Origin of the sequence: Tenacibaculum sp. Cn5-46, from assembly GCF_022347705.1 — a bacterium.
Taxonomy (GTDB): domain Bacteria; phylum Bacteroidota; class Bacteroidia; order Flavobacteriales; family Flavobacteriaceae; genus Polaribacter; species Polaribacter aiptasiae.
In genome coordinates this window covers 451,057-471,822 of the sequence record NZ_JAKRGD010000003.1, presented here as the reverse complement: position 1 = coordinate 471,822, position 20,766 = coordinate 451,057, and the positions used below count along the sequence as shown (strand labels likewise).

Genomic DNA, 20,766 nt, shown 5'->3' with positions numbered 1-20,766 from the left:
TCTAATTGACGTGCTTTTTTATTTTGAGTAGAGAAGAGATTATTGTTTATCCTCTTCTTGTTTGTCTTCATTTTCTTGATCTTCTTCTGGAAGATCTTCAAGCGGTGCTTCTTTTGGTTGACTATCTTTTAAATCGTTTACACGTTTAATGTTTTCATAAAAAGCATTCGCATTTGGGTCAGAAGGATCCATCTTACCGTAAGCAGCTTTGTAATAGAAATCTGCTTTTTCGTAGTCTTTACCAAGTTCGTAGTATTTACCTACGTAGAAATCACCAATATGAGAGTTTGGATATTTGATCATTACAAAATCACCTAATACTCTAAGGTAATCACCGTCTAATTTGTCTATAACAATTCCTTCAATAGCAAAAATATCATCTAAACGAACATTTAGGTTAGTACCATATAAATATTCAATGTCTAAATATTTTTGTTCAACATATTTGATAGCTTCTAAAGGCCCTAAATCTTTAATATTATTGTCAAATTCGTCTTTCGTAATTTTAGAATATATAGAAAACATTTTAGCAAATGCTCTTGGAATAGTTTCACTAATAACAGATAAATGATTTGGTGCGTCTTTGAATTCATTAAAAGTAAAATGAAGGTTTTTAGCTTCAAAAGAAGATAGGTAAGTCGCTATCTGATTGTATCTGTCGTCTACTTCTTTTCTAATATACTTTTTATTGTTACTTGCGTAGAAAAAATATGAATTATCTACAGAAGCTAATCTTCCTAAAGAATAAGAAGCAATAGTGTTTGCTGCTAATTCAGAAAAATTAGGGGTAATACATATAAAAGAATTAAAAATAGGTTCTTGTGCTTTTAAGAAATGAGTAATGAAGTTAGCTCCAATACCTTGACCAACAATAGTCATAAAAGGAGAAGTTCTATAATTACCTTCCATATGAGGGATTAACTCTTTTTGTATAAAGTTGAAAAACTTAGTAGAGTGACTTGTTAATGCATTGTTTGAAGGAATAATAGAAACATCTTTATTATAAGAGTTTTTCATACCTATTCCAACTACAATTTGTTTAGGAGCTTTATCTACATTAGCATATAGTTTAGCATTACCCACATATAAGTCGAAAAGATAACCATCACCTAAAACAATTGCTACAGGATAACTCATGGCTTCCTCTTTGTCATAATCTTTAGGAATGTAAATTTTTACAATTCTATCTTTATTAAACTCTTTAGAATTAATCTTTTCAGTAATTACTTTTTGAGAAAAAAGCTGTAAACTGAATAATACGGTAAATAAGAAAAATAGTTGTTTCATAAGGGAATATATTATATCGTTCAAATATAGAAAAGAAAAATAAAGTTATTATGTTATTTTTGCTTTGTTAATAACGAAAATATTATTGAATTATGATACAACCTCAATGGAAAGTTGCCAAAGAGTATAAAGATATTACCTATAAGAAATCGCATAACGTAGCTAGAATAGCGTTTAACAGACCTAATGTACGTAATGCATTTCGCCCGCATACTACTTCAGAATTGTTAGATGCATTTAAAGATGCTCATGAAGATACAAATATTGGTGTTGTGTTATTATCTGCCGAAGGACCATCTACAAAAGATGGAGTATGGAGTTTTTGTTCAGGAGGAGATCAGAATGCTCGTGGACACCAAGGATATGTAGGAGAAGATGGTTATCACCGATTAAATATATTAGAAGTACAACGATTAATCCGTTTTATGCCAAAAGCAGTTATCTGTGTAGTACCTGGTTGGGCAGTAGGAGGAGGGCATAGTTTACATGTTACTTGCGATTTAACTTTAGCAAGTAAAGAGCATGCAATTTTTAAACAAACTGATGCCGATGTTACTTCGTTTGATGCAGGATATGGTTCGGCATATTTAGCTAAAATGGTAGGGCAGAAGAAAGCCAGAGAAATATTTTTCTTAGGAAGAAATTATTCAGCACAAGAAGCTTATGAAATGGGAATGGTAAATGCAGTAGTTCCTCATGACGAATTAGAACAAACAGCTTTTGATTGGGCACAAGAGATTTTAGAGAAATCGCCAACATCAATTAAAATGTTAAAGTTTGCCATGAACTTAACTGATGATGGTATGGTAGGACAACAAGTATTTGCAGGAGAAGTTACACGTTTAGCGTATATGACAGATGAAGCTAAAGAAGGGCGTGATGCTTTCTTAGAAAAGCGTAAGCCAAACTTCCCTAAAACTTGGATTCCTTAATAAAAAGTTATGAAAATAATATGCATAGGGCGTAATTACGCTAAACATATAGAAGAATTGGCAAATGAAAAGCCAGAGAGTCCTGTGATTTTTTTAAAACCAGATTCTGCAATTCTTCCAAAGAAAATGCCTTTTTTTAGACCTCCATTTTCTAATGATATACATTATGAAGTTGAGGTATTGGTTAAGATAAATAAAGTAGGGAAACATATTTCTCCAAAGTTTGCACATAAGTATTATGATACTATTGGACTGGGAATTGATTTTACAGCCAGAGATGTACAAGCAGTGTGTAAAGAAAAAGGGTTACCATGGGAAAAAGCAAAGTCTTTTGATGGTAGTGCTGTAATAGGAGAGTTTTTTCCTAAAGAGGAGTTTGATTTAGATAATTTATCGTTTCAACTGAAAAAAAATGAAGAAGTAGTTCAGGATGGAAATACCTCTAGTATGTTATGGAAAGTAGATGAGTTAATTAGCTATGTTTCTCAATATTTTACCTTAAAAAAAGGAGATGTTATTTATACAGGGACACCAGCAGGAGTTGGAAAAGTTGATGAAAATGATGTGTTAACTGGAATGATAGAAGGTAAACAAGCTTTTCAAATAAAAGTAAAATAAGTTATTATCCCGCTGTATAAGCGGGATTCTTTTTTAAGAAGATTAAATGAATGCAGAAATAATAACGATTGGAGATGAAATCTTAATCGGACAAATAGTTGATACGAACTCGCAGTGGATAGGTCAAGAATTAAATAAAATAGGAGTATCGGTATATCAAATTTCGTCAATTCAAGATGAAAGAAACCATATATTAAATGCTTTAAAAGAAGCAGAAAGTAGAGCCGATATTGTTATAATAACAGGAGGACTAGGGCCTACAAAAGATGATATTACCAAAAAAACAATAGCTGAGTACTTTAATGATCATGATGTTGTTGAATACCCTGAGGTAATTGAAAACATCAAAGAGCTCTTTAAAAAAGTAAACCACCCTTTTAATGAAGCACAAAAGTATCAAGCGCAATTACCTTCTAAAGCAACATTATTAACCAATCGTTTTGGAACTGCTCCAGGAATGTGGTTTTATGAAAATGAAACTGTTTTTGTTTCCTTACCAGGTGTGCCTTATGAAATGAAAGGGTTAATTACTTATGAAGTACTACCTAGAATTCAACAAAAATTTAAACTTCCATTTATACTTCATAAAACAGTAATGACAGTGGGTACAGGTGAAAGTGTTATTGCTGGAAGAATAGAGGAGTGGGAAAATAATTTACCAGAGCATATAAAGTTAGCTTACCTGCCTTCGTTTGGAAAGGTTAGATTACGGATTTCAGCAAAAGGAAATGATAAGGAAGTTTTAGAAAAAGAGGTAGCAGAAAAAATAGAAAGTCTGAGTTTATTAATATCAGATATTATAGTAGGGTATGATGATGAAGCTTCTATAGAACAACGAGTAGGGAATTTATTAAAAAAGAGAAACCAAACTTTAAGTACAGCTGAAAGTTTGACAGGTGGAAAAATAGCTTCAACATTAGTTGCTATTCCAGGTTCGTCTGCCTACTATATGGGAAGCTTTATTACTTACACGGCAGCATTGAAACAAGAATTATTAGGTGTATCTAAACAAACGATTGAAGATAATACTGTAGTAAGCAAAGAAGTTGCTTTGGAGATGGCAAAAGGATGTTTTGAAAGACTAAAAACCGATTATGCTATTGCTGTAACAGGTAATGCAGGACCAACCACAGATCATAACGATAAAAGTGTAGGCTTGGTGTATATAGCCATTGTATCGAAAAATGGTGCTGAGATTCAGGAGTTTAATTTTGGTCAGCCAAGAGAGAAAGTAATAAACAGAACTGTAACAAAAGCTTTAGAATTATTAACTGAAAATATTTTAAAAAATTACTAGTAATATTTTGTTTATTTCTCTTAAAAGTTCGTATATTTGCACCTCGTTTAGAAATAACACTATAAAACTGTCAAGAAGATGTCTAGAGTTTGTGAATTAACAGGAAAGAAAGCAATGGTAGGGAATAACGTTTCTCACGCCTTAAATAGAACTAAAAGAAAGTTTAACGCTAATTTAATGACTAAGCGTTTCTATATCCCAGAAGAAGATAAATGGGTTACCTTAAAAGTATCTGCTTCTGCATTAAAAAATATTAATAAAAAAGGAATCTCTGCTGTGATTAAAGAAGCTAGAGAAAAAGGTTTCTTAACTAAATAATTCCTTACTTAGATAAAATTTTACAGAGATGGCAAAAAAAGGAAACAGAGTACAGGTAATATTAGAATGTACTGAGCACAAAGCGACTGGAAAACCAGGAACTTCACGTTATATCACTACAAAGAACAAAAAGAACACTCCTGATAGAATGGAATTAAAGAAATTTAATCCAATCTTAAAGAAGATGACAGTTCATAAAGAAATTAAATAATTAAAAGTTTTTTATAAAACTTTATAACCTATAGGAACATGGCAAAGAAATCAGTAGCATCGTTACAAACAGGAGCAAAAAGATTAACTAAGGCTATCAAAATGGTAAAATCTCCAAAAACAGGAGCTTATACTTTCGTTGAAGCTATTATGGATCCTTCACAAGTAAACGATTTCATCGCGAAAAACTAAGACTTGTATATACAGTTTAAACTAAAGCTACTTTCTGATAGAAGGTAGCTTTTTTTATGTGTTAAAAAACTGTATTTTTGAGCTTTGCTCTTTCAAAAAAAGGAAGAGAAAAACAAAATAATGACAATTTGACCATATAATAAGTTTGGTATAGTTTTTAACCTATATAAGCGATTATAAAATTTAACGATGAGTTTTTTTAAAAAAATCTTCTCGAAAGAGAAAAAAGAAACCTTAGATAAAGGATTAGAAAAAACTAAAACAAGTTTTTTCTCTAAGTTATCAAAAGCAGTAGCAGGTAAAGCCAAAGTTGATGATGATGTTTTAGATGATTTAGAAGAAGTATTAGTATCGTCTGATGTAGGTGTTGAAACTACTTTAAAAATTATTGATAGAATTGAAGCTCGTGTTTCTCGTGATAAATATTTGGGGACTGATGAATTGAACCAAATTTTACGTGAAGAAATTGCAGGTTTGTTATCTGAAACAAATACTGGAGACGAAACTGAATTTACAATACCAGCCAATAAAAAACCTTATGTTTTAATGGTAGTAGGAGTTAACGGTGTAGGAAAAACAACTACGATAGGTAAGTTAGCTTCACAATTTAAAAAACAAGGTTTAAAAGTAGTTTTAGGAGCAGCAGATACTTTTAGAGCAGCAGCAATTGATCAATTACAAGTTTGGGCAGATAGAACTGATGTACCAATAATTCGCCAAGAAATGGGGTCAGATCCAGCTTCAGTAGCATTTGATACTGTAAAGTCGGGAGTAAATCAGGATGCTGATGTAATTATTATTGATACAGCTGGACGTTTACATAACAAGATTAACTTAATGAATGAGTTAACTAAAATTAAACGTGTAATGCAAAAAGTTATTCCAGATGCACCTCATGATGTATTACTAGTACTAGATGGTTCTACAGGACAAAATGCATTTGAACAAGCAAAGCAATTTACTAAGGCAACAGAAGTAACTTCGTTAGCAGTAACTAAATTAGATGGTACAGCAAAAGGTGGAGTTGTAATAGGTATTTCTGATCAGTTTAAAATTCCAGTAAAATATATTGGAGTAGGTGAAGGAATTGACGATTTACAAGTCTTTAATAAATACGAATTTGTAGATAGTTTCTTTAAATAAGAGAACTAGATAGATAATAACAAAAACTCCTTTCATAGTTGAAAGGAGTTTTTCGTTTTTAAAAGAATTATATTTGGTTTTCAAATAATTAAAAAATGAGAAGAGTATATTTTTTATTAGCCATAGTTCTAGTATTTATTTCTTGTAAAGAAGAAAAAGAAGTAAATGTGCGAATGCAATTCAAACTTATAGCATCAAAGTATCAAAATATAGAAGATGTTTTTAAACCATTTGAAAGTAGTTTGTCTACTTTTTCAGAAGAAGAATACAATACACTTAAACCATTAATTTTAGAACAAGACATCCCGTCACTTCAAAAAAGCATTAAAGAAGGGAAATTGAGCTATGAAAAACTAACATTATTCTATTTGTATAGAATGAGAAAAGTAGAAACGAACTCTGAGCTTTCATTGAATAGTATTATAGCGTTAAATCCAAATGTATTAGAAGAAGCTAGAGAGAAAGATTTAAGAAAAGAAAATGTTTCTGAATTTTCTATTTATGGAATGCCAATTCTTTTAAAAGATAATATCAATACTAACAATATGCCTACAACTGCTGGAGCAATAGCTTTGGCAAATAATAGAAAAACTGAAGACGCTTTTATTGTTCAAAGACTTAAAGAAAATGGTGCTTTAATTTTAGGAAAGGTAAATTTAAGTGAATGGGCATATTTCTTTTGTTCAGACTGTCCGTTAGGATATTCAGCAGTAGGAGGGCAAACGTTAAATCCATATGGAAGAAAAGTATTTGAAACAGGTGGAAGTTCGGCAGGAAGTGGTGTAGCAATAGCTGCCAATTTTGCTGCTGCTGCTGTTGGAACAGAAACAGCTGGTTCTATAACTTCTCCATCAAGTAAAAATTCTGTTGTAGGATTAAAACCTACTATAGGAGTGTTAAGTAGAAGTGGAATTGTTCCAATTTCTAGCACCTTAGATACACCTGGCCCTATGACAAAAAATGTAATCGACAATGCTATTTTGTATAATGCAATGCTTGGAGTTGATAGTACTGATGTAGCTTCGACAAAAGCAACTTCTTTAGATTTAGAGCTTGATAATAAGCTAGTGAATGCTAGTTTAAAAGGAAAGAAATTTGGCGTTTTGAAGTCACTATTAGAAAATAAAATTTATAAAGAATCAGTAGAGAAAATTAAAGCAGAAGGAGCAGAACTTATAGAAGTTGAACCACCTACAATTTCATTTGATGGTTTTTTAACTTTGTTGAATATCGATATGAAGCATGATTTGCCTAAATTTTTAAAAAACTATTCAGACAAAAATGTAAAGATTGCTTCTGTACAAGATGTGATTTCATTTAATTTAAAAGATTCAATATTAAGAGCACCATATGGTCAGCAATTATTGGATGGTATTGTAAAGGATGAAACTACTTTAGAAGAATTAGAAGTTGTAAAAAATAAATTAAATGCAGAGGGTAAAAAGTATTTGCAGGCAATCGAAAATCAGAATTTAGATGCAATTTTGTCAATTGATAATTTTGATTCAGGAATTGCTGCTGTAGCTAAATATCCGACTATAACAGTCCCAATGGGCTATGAATCAGGAGAACCTAAAAGTTTAACATTTATAGGGAAGCCTTATTCAGAAGTTAATTTATTAAAATTGGCCTATGCTTTTGAACAATTAACAAAGGTTAGAAAAATGCCAAAAAACTATCAATAGCAATTATTAATACAGTATTTTTGCAGTCGCTTAAAAGTTAAATAAGATGCGTACTAAAACAACAAAGCAAAATAAAATTAATGTAGTTACTTTAGGATGTTCTAAAAACGTTTACGATAGTGAAGTTTTAATGGGACAATTAAAAGCTAATGGTAAAGACGTAGTTCATGAAGATGAAAATGATGATGGTAATATTGTAGTAATTAATACTTGTGGGTTTATAGGTAAGGCTAAAGAAGAAAGTATTGATACTATTTTGCATTATGCACAACGTAAAGAAGCTGGAGAAATAGATAAAGTATTTGTTTCTGGTTGTTTAAGCGAACGTTATAAGCCAGATTTAGAAAATGAAATAAAGAATGTAGATCAGTATTTTGGTACTCACGATTTACCTGCTTTATTAAAGGTTTTAGAAGCAGATTATATGCATGAATTAATAGGTGAACGTTTAACAACAACACCTAAACACTATGCGTATTTAAAAATAGCTGAAGGTTGCGATAGACCTTGTTCTTTTTGTGCAATTCCATTAATGAGAGGAAAGCACAAGTCTACTCCAATAGAAGATTTAGTTACTGAAGCAACTAAGTTAGCTGAAAAAGGTATTAAAGAAATTATGTTAATAGCTCAAGATTTAACTTATTATGGGTTGGATTTATATAAAAAGAGGGCTTTGGCTGATTTATTGAGAGCGTTGGTAAAAGTAGAAGGAATTGAATGGATTCGTTTACATTATGCTTTTCCATCTGGATTTCCAATGGATGTATTAGATGTAATGAAGGAGGAACCTAAGGTTTGCAACTATTTAGATATTCCATTACAGCATATTAATACTGAAATTTTAAAATCAATGAAGCGTGGTACTACGCATGAAAAAACCACAGCTTTGATTCATAAGTTTAGAGAGTATGTACCTAACATGGCAATTAGAACAACTTTAATTGTTGGATATCCAGGAGAAACAGAGGAGCAATTTCAAGAATTGAAAGATTGGGTTGAAGAAATGCGTTTTGAACGTTTAGGAGCTTTCGAATATTCTCATGAAGAAAATACTGGAGCTTTTGTTTTAGAAGATGATGTTCCTGCTGATGTTAAATTCCGAAGAGTAAATGAAATCATGGAGGTACAGTCTCAAATTTCATGGGAATTAAATCAGGAAAAAATAGGGAATACTTACCGTTGTTTATTTGATAGAAAAGATGGAGAATATTATTACGGACGTACCGAGTTTGATTCACCAGATGTAGATAATGACGTTATTGTTGATGCTCGTGAGCACTATATCAAATTAGGAGAATTTATTGATATAGAAATATATGATGCTGGGGACTTTGATTTATACGGAACACCAGTAGTAAAACAAGAAAGACCAGTTCCAATGCATCAAAAGAAAAAATAATTATAATTACATTATATTTTCACTCAAGTGATAAAATAAACTAATATATAAATCCTGCTTTTGCAGGATTTTTTATGCATATTTGCCACATGAAGAAAGCATACTTTAATTGGAGTTCAGGAAAAGATTCGGCTTATGCCTTGTATAAAATATTACAACAAGGTGAATATAACATTGAAAAACTTGTAACAAACGTAAATCAAGATTACGAACGAGTTTCTATGCATGGACTTCATGAAAATTTGTTAGATGCTCAAGCGGAAAGTATTGGTATTCCTTTAGAGAAAATTTATTTTCCTGCTGATGTAACTATGGATTTATACAATGAGAAAATGAAAGACAAAACGTCTGAATTGAAATCATTAGGCTTAAATCACGCTATATTCGGAGATATTTTCTTAGAAGATTTAAAAAATTATAGAGACTCTAAGCTTAAAGAAGTAGGAATTACTGGTGTATATCCATTATGGAAACAAAACACCAAAGATTTACTAAGAGAGTTTTTAGCATTGGGTTTTAAAACTATTACAGTTTGTGTAAATGCTAAGTTATTAGGAGAAGAGTTTGTAGGAAGAATTATTGATGAAGAATTTATTAATGAACTACCTGATAATATTGATGTTTGTGGAGAGAATGGAGAGTTCCATACCTTCTGTTTTGATGGCCCAATCTTTAAAAATCCAGTAGCGTTTGAAATAGGAGAGAAGGTTTTAAAATCATATACTTTAAATAAAGATAATTCTCAAAACTGTCATTCTTCTACCAAAGAAAAAGTAAAAAGCTACGATACTAGTTTTTGGTATTGCGATTTAAAAAAAATATAGAAAAATTACTTTTCTAAAGTAAAGAAGAAAGTAGTTCCTTTACCAAGTTCAGAAGTTAACCAGATTTTACCTCCATAGTTACTTATTATCTTTTTAACTATAGAGAGGCCAATACCAATAGAATCTTTTGTGTCTTCTAGTTTTAGAAAAGCATTGAATATTTTTGAATGGTATTCTTTTTCAATACCTTTTCCATTATCCTTTACGTAGTAAACAGTTTTTTCATCTTCTTCAAAGAAACCAACTTCGATAAGACCTTTTTCCTTATCGTTATATTTAATAGCATTTCCAATAAGGTTTTGAAACAACTGTTGTATTCTATGTTCATTTCCTAAAATAGAAGGAAAGTCTTTAGAAACTGTTATTTCTATGTTTTCTGGTACATTGGTATATTGAAGAATTTTATTGATAATATGATTTAAGTCTAGTTTAGAAAAATTGAAATCATTTCTATTAATTGTTGAATATTCTAGTATTCCTTTAACTAAAGATTCCATGATGTGAATATTATCACTTATAGAGTCAAGAAATTGAACAGCTTCATTATTTAAATTTTCTACATGGTCTGCTTTTAGCCAGGTAACAAGTGTTTCAATATTTCTTAAAGGCGATCTTAAATCGTGAGAAACGATATGTGCATAATTACTAAGGTCTTTGTTTTTTTCTTCAAGTTGTTCTAGTAATTTCTGTTTTTTCTCAAAAACCATACAAGCTTCCAAAGTATGTGAAAACTTATTTATTACAGGTAATAATTGCTCAGAATTTTTTTTATAAATATTAGATGTATTCGTATATAAGAATAAATAATTTCCTTGATAAAGTTTATAAATTACAATAGTACCTTCATTTACTTTTATAGGTACTAGTTCCTTAAAATCTTGACTATATTCAATTATAATATAATTGTTTATAGAGTTTAAAAATGATTTTAAGTTTGGACTTAATACAGGGTTTATATCGTTCCCATGTGGAATTGAATATTTTTTTATTAATTGATCTTTTTCATTCAAGTTAAGAATCCAACAAGCATTTAGATTTCTTCTAGTAAGAAGAAGTTTTAAAAAAGAATTACAATTTTCATAGTAATCTAGCGATTTTCCTATGCTCATTGAGTATTCATAAAGTCTTAAAATATCTAATATTTTATTGTCCTGCTCCATTTATTCAAATAAACCAACTACTATAGTTTTATTATAAAATTCGATATAGCCATTTCCGTAAGAAGATATTTCTCCTAGTGTTAAAGCACCACAAGTTGGAATAGTAGGATGCTGATTTGAAATTGCTTCGGAAACATTTTCTAATTCATGTTTAAAATCATCTTTTAAATATAAAATTCTAGAGATACAATCAATAACCATTGCAAATTTTGGTTTTTGAGCTTGATCAGCAATACTTTCAGCAGCTTTTCTAGCCGCTTTAATTAATTGCTCTTTATCTCCTTTCATAATATTAATCATTGTATTCTCTTCAACTTCACCAACACATACTAATGAATCATTTTCGTCTGTAGATAAAGGATCTCGAATAATATAATCTGTTCCTTGTTTTATAACACCTAAAGGATACCTCATGGCTAATTCGAAAAATCCAGTATCACTAAATTTCATTCCAGAATCGTTTTCAACTACTTTCTTGTATAAATCATAAGGAGCATCCCAGTTGATTCCTTCAATAGAATTACCACTAGTTTTTGTGACGATGTATGGTCCATCTAGCTTTTGCCATCCATGTTCTACACCAATAGAAGATTTCATTTCTATAATGGCAACCACAGCAGTATCTTCTAAAAAGCCTTCCTTAGAAAAAACACATGGCTTTTGTTGTAAAGTTAAGCTACCTGCACCTCCTCCAAAATAATTGGTTTTCATTCCGTATTCTTGATAAAGCCTACTTAAGTAATTAGAAATACTTGAAGTTAAACCATCTACAAAAGTGATTAAACTGTAATTGGTATTTTCTTTAAAATTAGTTTTTGGAATCTTAAATTCTTTTTGACTAATATTTCTGATTGTATATGTTTGAACTACATTAGTCAATTCATGAACAATAATTCCTTTGTCTTGAACATCGTTTTTCCAGATTACCATAGGGAAAATTCCACCAATAAAATTAATATCAGCCTCATTTAATGAGCTTACAAGATTATCAATATTTATGTCTGTGTGTTCACCAATAGAAATTAAAGCAGTATTGTTTTTTACTAAATTTTTTATTTCTAAAGTTATTTCATCTATGTTGGTTGTAGTTAAGTGAAGCATATTTAATAAGTTAAGCTATTATAAATATACTTTTAAGTTAGAGAGAGAAAATGTGAAATTAGATGAAAGGTATTTATGTATAGATGAAAGGTCTAAATTTTTGGTTGATTCGTTTTTAACTAACTACATAAATAAACAGTCAATATAGTCTGTTAGCATGTGTAATAATAAACCAATTCCTATAATATTAAAAGGTTTTTTAAAAAAGAGAAGAAGCACATATACAATCATTGCATAATAGGTGTGCAAAGGATGAAAATTAATACTACATCTATTTGGTGCAAAAATAGGTGTAGCTAATAAATGATCTAAATCTACAAGCATAGTTGCTAATAGAATTAAACTTACTTTTTTCCATTCTTTTCTAAAGAATACATAAGCTAGAATAAAAGGGAAACCGAAATGTAAAAAGTAATGGATAAATGTTTGCATTAAACAACTTCTTTTTCTAGTGCTAAAAAGTGTGTGGTTTCGTTTTGAGCATATAAAGGGAAAATTTTTAGTTCACATTTATATGTTGATTTATCTTTTTTATAATTGATTATAATTTCTTTAAACGGTTTGTTTTTTAATAGTTTTTTACGAATCTTTTCTCTAGAAGCATCAGTAGTTTTTTCTCCTTGTAAAAATACAGGTGACTTTCCTATAGCAAATTCTCTATCATAACCGGTCATCTTTTTAAAGCCACTATTTACCCAAATAATTTGCTTATCACTGTTTGTGATAACTAAAGATTCATAAGAGTTTTCTTTTAAAATAGAATTGAAATTGTTTCCCCAATCAAAATTGTTGGCTAGTTTATGTATCTGTTTAAGATCGTCAGCAAATGTATTAACTGTAAATAAATCTTGAATCCCCCAGCTTAGCAAATTGACACTTTGCGTTTTATTTTGTGTAATTAAAGAGCTAGCTTCTTTGTATTTATCATCATCTAAAGAAGATAAATAGGTATCTAAGCACATCATATCATTTAAATCATTCTTCATAAAACTATACTTGTCTTTTAATATTTTGCTGGGCCAATATTTTCTGAACTCTTTTTTATAAAGTCACGTAAATCGTCATTTGCTTTTTCCAAGTCTTCTTTTCTAAGATACATCATATGACCACTTCTATATCCTTTAAAACTTAAACGATTTTTAAATTTACCACTTGGATCTATTTTTCCCATTGTGTATTTAGCAGCAGAATAAGTAGTAGCACCATCATAGTAACCAGATTGTACTAATACATTTAAATATGGGTTTTGAGCCATAGATTTACGTAGGTTTTCTCTAGCATCGTTATTACTAAAGTCCCAAGGATGAACTGAGCCAAACATATTATACTTTACATCTGTTTTAAATTTTAAAACATTTTGAATGTAATAGTTGATTGCTGGTGTAAATGAATGTAACCAAGAAACTAATTCTGGACTATAATCAGGAGAACTACCAGTTTCTCTTCTGTCAATACCTAAATATCTGCTATCTAAACGCCCTATAGTTTTTCCAGATGTATCTCTTAATAATTCTTTCCAAAAATAACGGTTTGGCACTTCTAAGTTGTGTTTAAGTATTACTTCCTTTTTAATTCCAGAATAATATGCCATTTTTTCAGCAACAGCCTCTTTTTCTTCTTTAGATACATAACCACCTTTTGCTAAAGCTGGAAGTAATTTATTAATTGCAAAACTTTCAGATTCTGGTAAAATATCTAATAAATCTTGCTGTTGTAATTTTTGAGGTAACATTTTGTGATACCATGCAGCTGCAGTAAAATAAGGGAAGTTAATAGCGTAATCTTCAGAATTTTTAGTTCTTAAAAGTTGGTAATCTGCTGGAGATACCATAATTACACCATTTAAATACATCCATTGGCTATTTTGTAATTCATAAGCTAATTGCATTACACGGGTACCACCATAACTTTCTCCAATAATATATTTAGGAGAATTCCATCTATTATTCCTTGTTATAAAAGTATTTAACCAACCAGCTAAGTATTTAGCATCTGCATTTACACCAAAAAAGTATTTTTTATCTAATTTCTTTTTCTCCTTTACTATAGGTCTAGAATAAGCTGTGTTTACTGGGTTTACAAAAACAATATCAGCTACATCTAATATTGAATACGGATTGTCTTTTATACCATAAGGTTGTATAGGATTTCCTTCATCATCAATTTTTAAAATTTTAGGTCCAGTATAAGCAATATGCATCCAAACAGAGGCAGAACCAGGTCCACCATTAAAAGACATGATTAGCGGTCTTTTTTCGCTATTATTTACATCTGTTCTTTTGTAGTAAGTATAAAAAAGAGTTGCTTTTATAACACCATTTTTATCGTATACAGGTTGTGTTCCTGTTTGAGCTTTATACTGAATCCTTTTACCTTTAATTACAACAGAATTAGTAGTAATTACAGTAGAGTCAATTGGAACTCTATTGTCTTGTCCAATTGCAATAATTGAAAATGATAAGGCAAATAAAAAGATGATTTTTTTCATAGTATTGTTAGTTATGAAAGTTAAAAGTATTAAAACTTCTCAAAAACACCTAATCCAAACAATGCAAAGTCGTATTTAACAGGGTCATGCTTGTCAAACTTTCGTAAGGTTGTATCCAATTCAACTAAAGCTTTCCAGTCGTTTTGCTTTCTTTTTAAAATACCAAGTTTACGAGCAACATTGCCAGAATGTACATCTAATGGGCAATGTAAGTGAGCTGGAGAATGTGTTTTCCAAATTCCAAAATCTACCCCAGTTTTGTTATCTCGAACCATCCAGCGTAAGAACATATTAATTCTTTTAGAAGCTGAATTTTTTAAAGGATCAGAAACATGTTTGAGTGTTCTATCTAAATAAGGGATTTCAAAAAATATTTGCTTGAAATTATGAATGGCTAGTTTATAATTATCATCTTCTTTAGTAGATAAAACAGCTTCTAATCCATTGTGATTTTTATAGATGTTTTTTAAAGATTTGATGAAAAATTTAAAATCTTCAGCATTAAAAGTGCGGTGAACAAAGCCATCAAAATTATCTAAGTCATCTTCGGTGTGATTCATGACAAAATCGTAAGGAGAATTACCTAGTAGTTCTGTCATTCTTGAAGCATTTTTAATAATCATTTTACGATTTCCCCAGGCTATTGTAGCTGCTAAAAAACCGATGATTTCTATGTCTTCTTTTAAACTAAACCGATGCGGAATTTGAATTGGATCACTATCAATAAAGTCTAGATTATTATATTTTAAAACTTTTTCGTCTAAGAATTCTTTAAGTTCTGCTTTTGTCATTTTTATATTGAATCTCCCGCAAAACTAATAAAAACAAAGAAAGCGTTATAAGTAGCGTGCAAAAGAATACTCCAAATTAATCCAAAACGAACTCTAATGAAACCTAAATAGCCTCCTAAAATTATTTGAGGAGCTACTAAGATAGGAGCGAGGATAAGTACATTATTTGTTATTGGAAAATTGCTTAAGTGAATTAAACCAAAAGCAACTGCGAATACATAAAAAGCTATTTTAAATACTTTTTCTCCTCTAAATAAGGTTATTGGAGCTCTAAAAATCGATTCTTCTAACAAAGGTGCAACAATCACAGCAAAAAGGAAAATTTGAAGTTTAGAGAAACTTTTTATCAACCTTTCCATGGCATGATTACTCATATCTACCCAACCTAAATGTTCTATTAATACAAAAAGAGGTGATAAAGCTGCTCCAGTTAATATACTTATAATAAGTATGTGTAAGAATTTCTTTAAACGATATGTACTATTCTGATTAGCATCTTTTTCTAACACAGGATTTTTTAAAAAAGCAATTAGTTCGTTAAATGTTTCTATCATGTTCTAGTTGATTTGCTAATAAGTAGCTTAAAACATAAATTTGTTACACTAACTAATTATAATTCCGTCTTTCATAGTTAAAGTTCGATCAGCCATTTGTGCTAGTTCTTTATTGTGAGTAACTAAAACAAATGTTTGCCCAAATTTATCTCTAAGTTCAAAGAAAAGTTCGTGTAATTTTTTAGCTGAATTCGAATCTAAATTACCAGAAGGTTCATCTGCAAAAATAACAGAAGGTTCATTTATTAAAGCTCTAGCCACAGCAACTCTTTGTTGTTCTCCTCCTGATAATTGACCAGGTTTGTGATTTTCTCTATGCGATAATCCTAAAAACTCTAATAGTTCTTTGGCTCTTTTTTCAGTAGCTAATTTTGATTTACCTCCAATATATGCTGGTATGCATACATTTTCTAAGGCAGTAAACTCCGGAAGTAACTGATGAGATTGAAAAACAAAACCAATGTTTTTATTTCTAAAAGAAGATATTTCATTATCATTTAAATCTTTAATAGATACATTATCAACTAAAAGATCATAATCTTGTTCTTTTAGAGGTTTATCTAAAGTACCTAAGATTTGAAGCAATGTTGTTTTTCCAGCTCCAGAAGGACCAACAATAGCAACAATTTCTCCTTTTTTGATATGAAGGTTTACACCTTTTAAAATTTCAACATTACCATAATGTTTATGGATGTTTTTAGTAATAATCATAATTCTGAATTCAATGTAACGAAAGTATAAAAAAGAAATAAGATAAACTTTAAAGCTTATCTTATTTCAATCTATATATAATAAACCCTATTATAATATATTTTTAAGATTGTTGTAATCGATAAAATAAACCAATCGAACAGAGAATGTATGTCTGTTTGCCTCATCAAATAAACTATCTAGATTATTAAAAAATGTTTGATTGGCATTATCATTAAAATTAGAAATAGAATTTCTGTAAAAAGCTATTAGTTGACTACCTGGAGCAAATTGCCAAACATAATTAAGATCTAAATTCCAACTGTTAAAATTAACATCATGATTATCAGAATAAGAATTAGCTTCTAACAAACCATTATCAGTATTTAGTTTATAGAATTGATCTTGATATGGAACTTTACTCCAGTTATGACGGAATGTTAATGATAAGGATGATTTGGTGCTAAAACTATATTTCCCAGAAAGAGAATTATTGTAAGAAGATTGATCTCTTTGCCCAAAAATAATATCATCATTATCTAAAGTAGTTACATAACCTTGATCGCTATTCGATTTATTAAATCTAAAGCCATAGATTAGTGAGAACTGGTTGTTAAAACGGTATCTTGGTGAAACTCTAAAACCATATCCTTCTCTTGGATTGTTTCTGAAAAAAGTATAGTACCAGCTATAGTCAATAGCAAACTTTTTTCGGTAATCTGTAGACCCCCAATGGTTAATATTTAATCTTTGAGGTCTATTAAAAAAGATACCACTTTGTGTTCCTTGTCTTGGTTCGAAAAAGTCTTTTGATTCGGTACCGAAATTTAAATTTCCTCCAAAACCAAAACGACCTCTTGTTTGTGATGAAAAAGATAAACCAGCATTGGTACCAGTATAAGTACCTGGGGTATGTAAAAAGTTTACATTGTAATATAGGTTTACTCTATAACTATTAAAGATTCCTTTTGGTTTTAATAATCGATATCCCACAAAACCATAGATTCTTTGTCTGTTATTTCTGAATAAAATACCTAAATCATTAGGATTGTAATCTTTGTTTTCAAAATTATAACCAATTTCCCCTCTCCAGTTTCCAGATTGTTTTCCAATACTTGTATCAAATGAATATCCAGTATTAGGGTTATCTACATCATCAGTGATGTTTGTCATTTTAAAAGAACCGTCTATATTGTAGTTACTACCTTTATCTTCAACATGCCATAATAATCCAGTAGCATTGGCATCTCTAAATCGACCATCACGAGTAACATTGGTATTTATTAATGTTATTGAAGAATTTTGATTAAACTGTTGATCGAATACAATGATATTATAATTAGTTAACGGACTTGTAACTGTTTTATAGCTACTAACATTTTTTATGGTTTCCGTTCCATTAATTATTTGTTCTGTTTTTGTAATAGTTGCTTCAGTTTTATCAGTTATGGCATTGAAAAAACCAATCCCTAAACCTTTTTTAGTTCTTCCTGATATTTTTATAGCATTTAGCATTTTTACATCAGGGTAATCTGTGATTTCTTCATTAACCTTTCTACCATTAGTAAAATCTTCGTCGTCAATTAAATTCCTTTCACCAGAGAATTGATCTATAGGACTTCCTCCAATTCTTCTTGAATAAAATAATCGCCCTTTCGTAAATAATTCTGTTCCTTCAGTAAAAAATTGACGCTGTTCACTAAATTGTTGTTCAAATGGTCCTAGGTTTAGTGTAACATTATCAAAAGCGGTTTGACCAAAATCTGGAATTAAAGTAGCGTCTAATGTAAAGTTTTCTGTAATTCCATATTTTACATCCATACCTACACTCCAATCAAAATCCGTATCTCCATCAAATGAAGTTACCGTTGTAGAAGCATAAGGATAAAAACTCAATCGAGTAGGAGGTTTTATATCTTTAAAGTTTTCAACTAAACCATCATATTGAGTCCAATTTCCTTGTGTGTTATCTATATGATTCCAAGTATAACGGGCATTTAGGTTTTTTACATCTCTATGAAAATTAAATCCCCAAGATTGTACAGGTCTATTAGCAAAACGCAAAGCTCTATATGGTATTTTCATTTCTACAGACCAATTATCTTCGTTTATTTTTATGGCGCTATCCCAAACAGCATTCCAGTTAAAGTCTTCATTATTGGTAGAAACTTTTGAATCGGCTTGTACTCCAGATGCTGTAACCACAAACATATTAGGGTTTTGCCCATCGTCATTTGGATTAATTAGCATCATAAAAAAATCTGAGTTCCCAATTCGATCTCTATTATTAAATTCTGCGGGGATTTTAGAAGGATCAGGAGCATACATTACAGCACTAACATAAATAGCTTCATCGTCATACACCAATTTAACTTCAGTTTTGTGTGTATTTGGTTCAGCTTCCCCATTATTAGGTCGCATCATTACAAAATCTTTTGCAATTGGAGTATTATTCCATGCGTTGTCGTCTAAAATACCATCTATTTTAGGTGGTGAATCAACACGTGTAGCATTAATTTTTTTTCTGTTTTTGTTAACTTCTTGAGCACTTATCCCATTAGAGATAAGAAGAATAGCGCTTATTAATGTCGCGATTTTATACATAGTTGATTGATAGAGTAATAAGGTTGAGCTAAATTATTTATGATTTCATGAACCAAATCATAAAATCATGTTAATTAGAGTAAAGACATGTTAAAAAACTTAACGTTACAATTTAAACGTTAAAGATATGTGAAAGCATAATTCTAAGAATATCATATGAAATACTACAAATTAAAGGGCAAAATGTAATGTAATATCATTTGAATTTGTATTTTTGTTCGACTTTTAAAAATTCATATCTAATGAACTTACACGAATATCAAGGTAAAGAAATATTAAGCAGTTTTGGCGTTCGTATTCAACGCGGGATTGTTGCAAATACACCAGAAGAAGCTGTTGAAGCAGCAAAAAAATTAACTGAAGAAACTGGAACTGGTTGGCACGTAATTAAAGCACAAGTACACGCAGGTGGTCGTGGAAAAGGTGGAGGAGTTAAGTTAGCTAAAAACTTAGATGAGGTAAAAAGTATTTCTAATGATATTTTAGGAATGATGTTAATTACTCCTCAAACTTCAGCGGAAGGTAAATTAGTAAACCAAGTTTTAATTGCTGAGGATGTTTATTATCCTGGTGATAGTGAACCGAATGAATTTTATATGTCGGTTTTATTAAACCGTGCTACTGGTAGAAACATGATTATGTACTCTACAGAAGGTGGTATGGATATTGAAACTGTAGCAGAAGAAACTCCTCATTTAATTTTTACTGAAGAGATTGATCCTGCAACTGGATTAATGCCTTTCCAAGCTCGTAAGATTGCTTTTAACTTAGGTTTAAGTGGTGCGGCTTTAAAAGAAATGGTAAAGTTTGTTACAGCTTTATATACAGCTTACATTAAGTCTGATTCAGCAATGTTTGAAATTAACCCAGTGTTAAAAACATCTGATGATAAAATTATGGCTGTAGATGCTAAAGTAACTTTAGACGAAAACGCTTTATATCGTCATAAAGATTATGCAGCAATGCGTGATATTCGTGAAGAAAACCCAATTGAAGTAGAAGCTAAAGCTGCAGGTTTAAACTATGTAGATTTAGATGGTAACGTTGGATGTATGGTAAACGGAGCTGGTTTAGCAATGGGAACTATGGATTTAATTAAGCAAGCAGGTGGTGATCCAGCAAACTTCTTAGATGTTGGTGGTACTGCAGATGCTCAACGTGTTGAAACTGCTTTTGGAATTATTTTAAAAGATCCAAACGTAAAGGCTATCTTAGTAAATATCTTTGGAGGAATTGTTCGTTGTGATCGTGTTGCTCAAGGTGTTGTAGATGCTTATAAGAATATGGGAGACAAAATTAATGTACCTATTATTTGCCGTTTACAAGGAACAAATGCAAAAGAAGCAAAAGAATTAATTGATAATAGCGGAATGGAAATTATCTCAGCTACTGAGTTCCAAGAAGCAGCTGATAAAGTTCAAGAAGTTTTAGGAGCTTAAAATTAATTTCTTAGTTATATATTGAAAACGCTTT

21 protein-coding genes are annotated in these 20,766 nt (G+C 30.4%); 11 read left to right on the top strand and 10 right to left on the bottom strand.

The annotated features are described in order from the left end of the window. Positions 1 to 39 precede the first annotated feature (39 nt). A complete protein-coding gene (locus tag MHN29_RS08805) occupies positions 40 to 1,287 on the bottom strand; it encodes an alpha/beta hydrolase (RefSeq protein WP_150901229.1) in 1,248 nt (415 codons plus the stop codon). Between the two features lie 92 nt (positions 1,288 to 1,379). Between MHN29_RS08805 and MHN29_RS08800 the strand changes: the two genes are divergently transcribed. The 10 genes from MHN29_RS08800 (at position 1,380) to MHN29_RS08755 (ending at position 9,905) form a co-directional block, all read left to right on the top strand. Next, on the top strand, positions 1,380 to 2,219 hold the full coding sequence (locus MHN29_RS08800) for a 1,4-dihydroxy-2-naphthoyl-CoA synthase (RefSeq protein WP_150901228.1): 840 nt from the start codon (positions 1,380 to 1,382) through the stop codon (positions 2,217 to 2,219). A gap of 9 nt (positions 2,220 to 2,228) precedes the next feature. After that, complete coding sequence (locus MHN29_RS08795) at positions 2,229 to 2,837, top strand: fumarylacetoacetate hydrolase family protein (protein WP_235274122.1); 609 nt, start codon at positions 2,229 to 2,231, stop codon at positions 2,835 to 2,837. A 46-nt stretch (positions 2,838 to 2,883) separates the two neighbouring features. After that, entirely contained in the window at positions 2,884 to 4,134 is a 1,251-nt protein-coding gene (locus MHN29_RS08790; RefSeq protein ID WP_235274121.1) for a competence/damage-inducible protein A, read from the top strand. A gap of 78 nt (positions 4,135 to 4,212) precedes the next feature. Then, positions 4,213 to 4,452, top strand: a complete 240-nt coding sequence (gene rpmB / locus MHN29_RS08785) for a 50S ribosomal protein L28 (protein WP_020082122.1) — start codon at positions 4,213 to 4,215, stop codon at positions 4,450 to 4,452. A gap of 28 nt (positions 4,453 to 4,480) precedes the next feature. Next, positions 4,481 to 4,663: a 50S ribosomal protein L33 gene (rpmG, locus tag MHN29_RS08780; protein ID WP_029034962.1), complete on the top strand. Its 183-nt coding sequence runs from the start codon at positions 4,481 to 4,483 to the stop codon at positions 4,661 to 4,663. Between the two features lie 38 nt (positions 4,664 to 4,701). Next, positions 4,702 to 4,854 carry a DUF4295 domain-containing protein gene (locus MHN29_RS08775; protein ID WP_150901225.1) on the top strand — a complete coding sequence of 51 codons (153 nt, stop codon included), beginning with the start codon at positions 4,702 to 4,704 and terminating at the stop codon, positions 4,852 to 4,854. 189 nt (positions 4,855 to 5,043) lie between these two features. Then, positions 5,044 to 5,997, top strand: a complete 954-nt coding sequence (gene ftsY, locus MHN29_RS08770; protein ID WP_150901224.1) for a signal recognition particle-docking protein FtsY — start codon at positions 5,044 to 5,046, stop codon at positions 5,995 to 5,997. A 95-nt stretch (positions 5,998 to 6,092) separates the two neighbouring features. Continuing rightward, positions 6,093 to 7,682 carry an amidase family protein gene (locus MHN29_RS08765; protein WP_235274120.1) on the top strand — a complete coding sequence of 530 codons (1,590 nt, stop codon included), beginning with the start codon at positions 6,093 to 6,095 and terminating at the stop codon, positions 7,680 to 7,682. Between the two features lie 46 nt (positions 7,683 to 7,728). Beyond that, entirely contained in the window at positions 7,729 to 9,081 is a 1,353-nt protein-coding gene (gene rimO, locus MHN29_RS08760; RefSeq protein ID WP_235274119.1) for a 30S ribosomal protein S12 methylthiotransferase RimO, read from the top strand. An 89-nt stretch (positions 9,082 to 9,170) separates the two neighbouring features. Beyond that, positions 9,171 to 9,905, top strand: a complete 735-nt coding sequence (locus MHN29_RS08755) for a diphthine--ammonia ligase (RefSeq protein WP_235274118.1) — start codon at positions 9,171 to 9,173, stop codon at positions 9,903 to 9,905. 5 nt (positions 9,906 to 9,910) lie between these two features. On the opposite strand, the gene MHN29_RS08750 is transcribed toward MHN29_RS08755, so the two are convergent. The 9 genes from MHN29_RS08750 to MHN29_RS08710 all read right to left on the bottom strand — a co-directional run bounded on the left by MHN29_RS08750 (position 9,911) and on the right by MHN29_RS08710 (position 19,293). After that, the gene (locus tag MHN29_RS08750) at positions 9,911 to 11,065 is read right to left on the bottom strand and encodes an ATP-binding protein (protein WP_235274117.1); all 1,155 of its coding nucleotides are present in this window, start codon (positions 11,063 to 11,065) and stop codon (positions 9,911 to 9,913) included. Then, the gene (locus tag MHN29_RS08745; protein ID WP_235274116.1) at positions 11,066 to 12,166 is read right to left on the bottom strand and encodes an FIST signal transduction protein; all 1,101 of its coding nucleotides are present in this window, start codon (positions 12,164 to 12,166) and stop codon (positions 11,066 to 11,068) included. Between the two features lie 123 nt (positions 12,167 to 12,289). After that, a complete protein-coding gene (locus tag MHN29_RS08740) occupies positions 12,290 to 12,598 on the bottom strand; it encodes a DUF6122 family protein (RefSeq protein ID WP_235274115.1) in 309 nt (102 codons plus the stop codon). Further along, entirely contained in the window at positions 12,598 to 13,152 is a 555-nt protein-coding gene (locus tag MHN29_RS08735; RefSeq protein ID WP_235274114.1) for a PAS domain-containing protein, read from the bottom strand. The genes MHN29_RS08740 and MHN29_RS08735 overlap by 1 nt, the downstream gene beginning before the upstream one ends. A gap of 17 nt (positions 13,153 to 13,169) precedes the next feature. Beyond that, a complete protein-coding gene (locus tag MHN29_RS08730) occupies positions 13,170 to 14,654 on the bottom strand; it encodes a S10 family peptidase (RefSeq protein ID WP_235274113.1) in 1,485 nt (494 codons plus the stop codon). Between the two features lie 29 nt (positions 14,655 to 14,683). Next, entirely contained in the window at positions 14,684 to 15,445 is a 762-nt protein-coding gene (locus MHN29_RS08725; protein ID WP_235274112.1) for a TIGR02757 family protein, read from the bottom strand. A 2-nt stretch (positions 15,446 to 15,447) separates the two neighbouring features. Continuing rightward, entirely contained in the window at positions 15,448 to 15,999 is a 552-nt protein-coding gene (locus MHN29_RS08720; protein ID WP_235274111.1) for a CPBP family intramembrane glutamic endopeptidase, read from the bottom strand. Positions 16,000 to 16,047: 48 nt separating this feature from the next. Then, positions 16,048 to 16,710 (bottom strand): ABC transporter ATP-binding protein, encoded by a 663-nt coding sequence (locus MHN29_RS08715; RefSeq protein WP_235274110.1) that lies wholly within the window; start codon positions 16,708 to 16,710, stop codon positions 16,048 to 16,050. Between the two features lie 90 nt (positions 16,711 to 16,800). After that, complete coding sequence (locus MHN29_RS08710; protein ID WP_235274109.1) at positions 16,801 to 19,293, bottom strand: DUF5916 domain-containing protein; 2,493 nt, start codon at positions 19,291 to 19,293, stop codon at positions 16,801 to 16,803. Between the two features lie 242 nt (positions 19,294 to 19,535). Between MHN29_RS08710 and sucC the strand changes: the two genes are divergently transcribed. Then, positions 19,536 to 20,732, top strand: coding sequence for an ADP-forming succinate--CoA ligase subunit beta (gene sucC, locus MHN29_RS08705; RefSeq protein WP_150901211.1), 1,197 nt, complete (start codon positions 19,536 to 19,538; stop codon positions 20,730 to 20,732). Positions 20,733 to 20,766 lie beyond the last annotated feature (34 nt).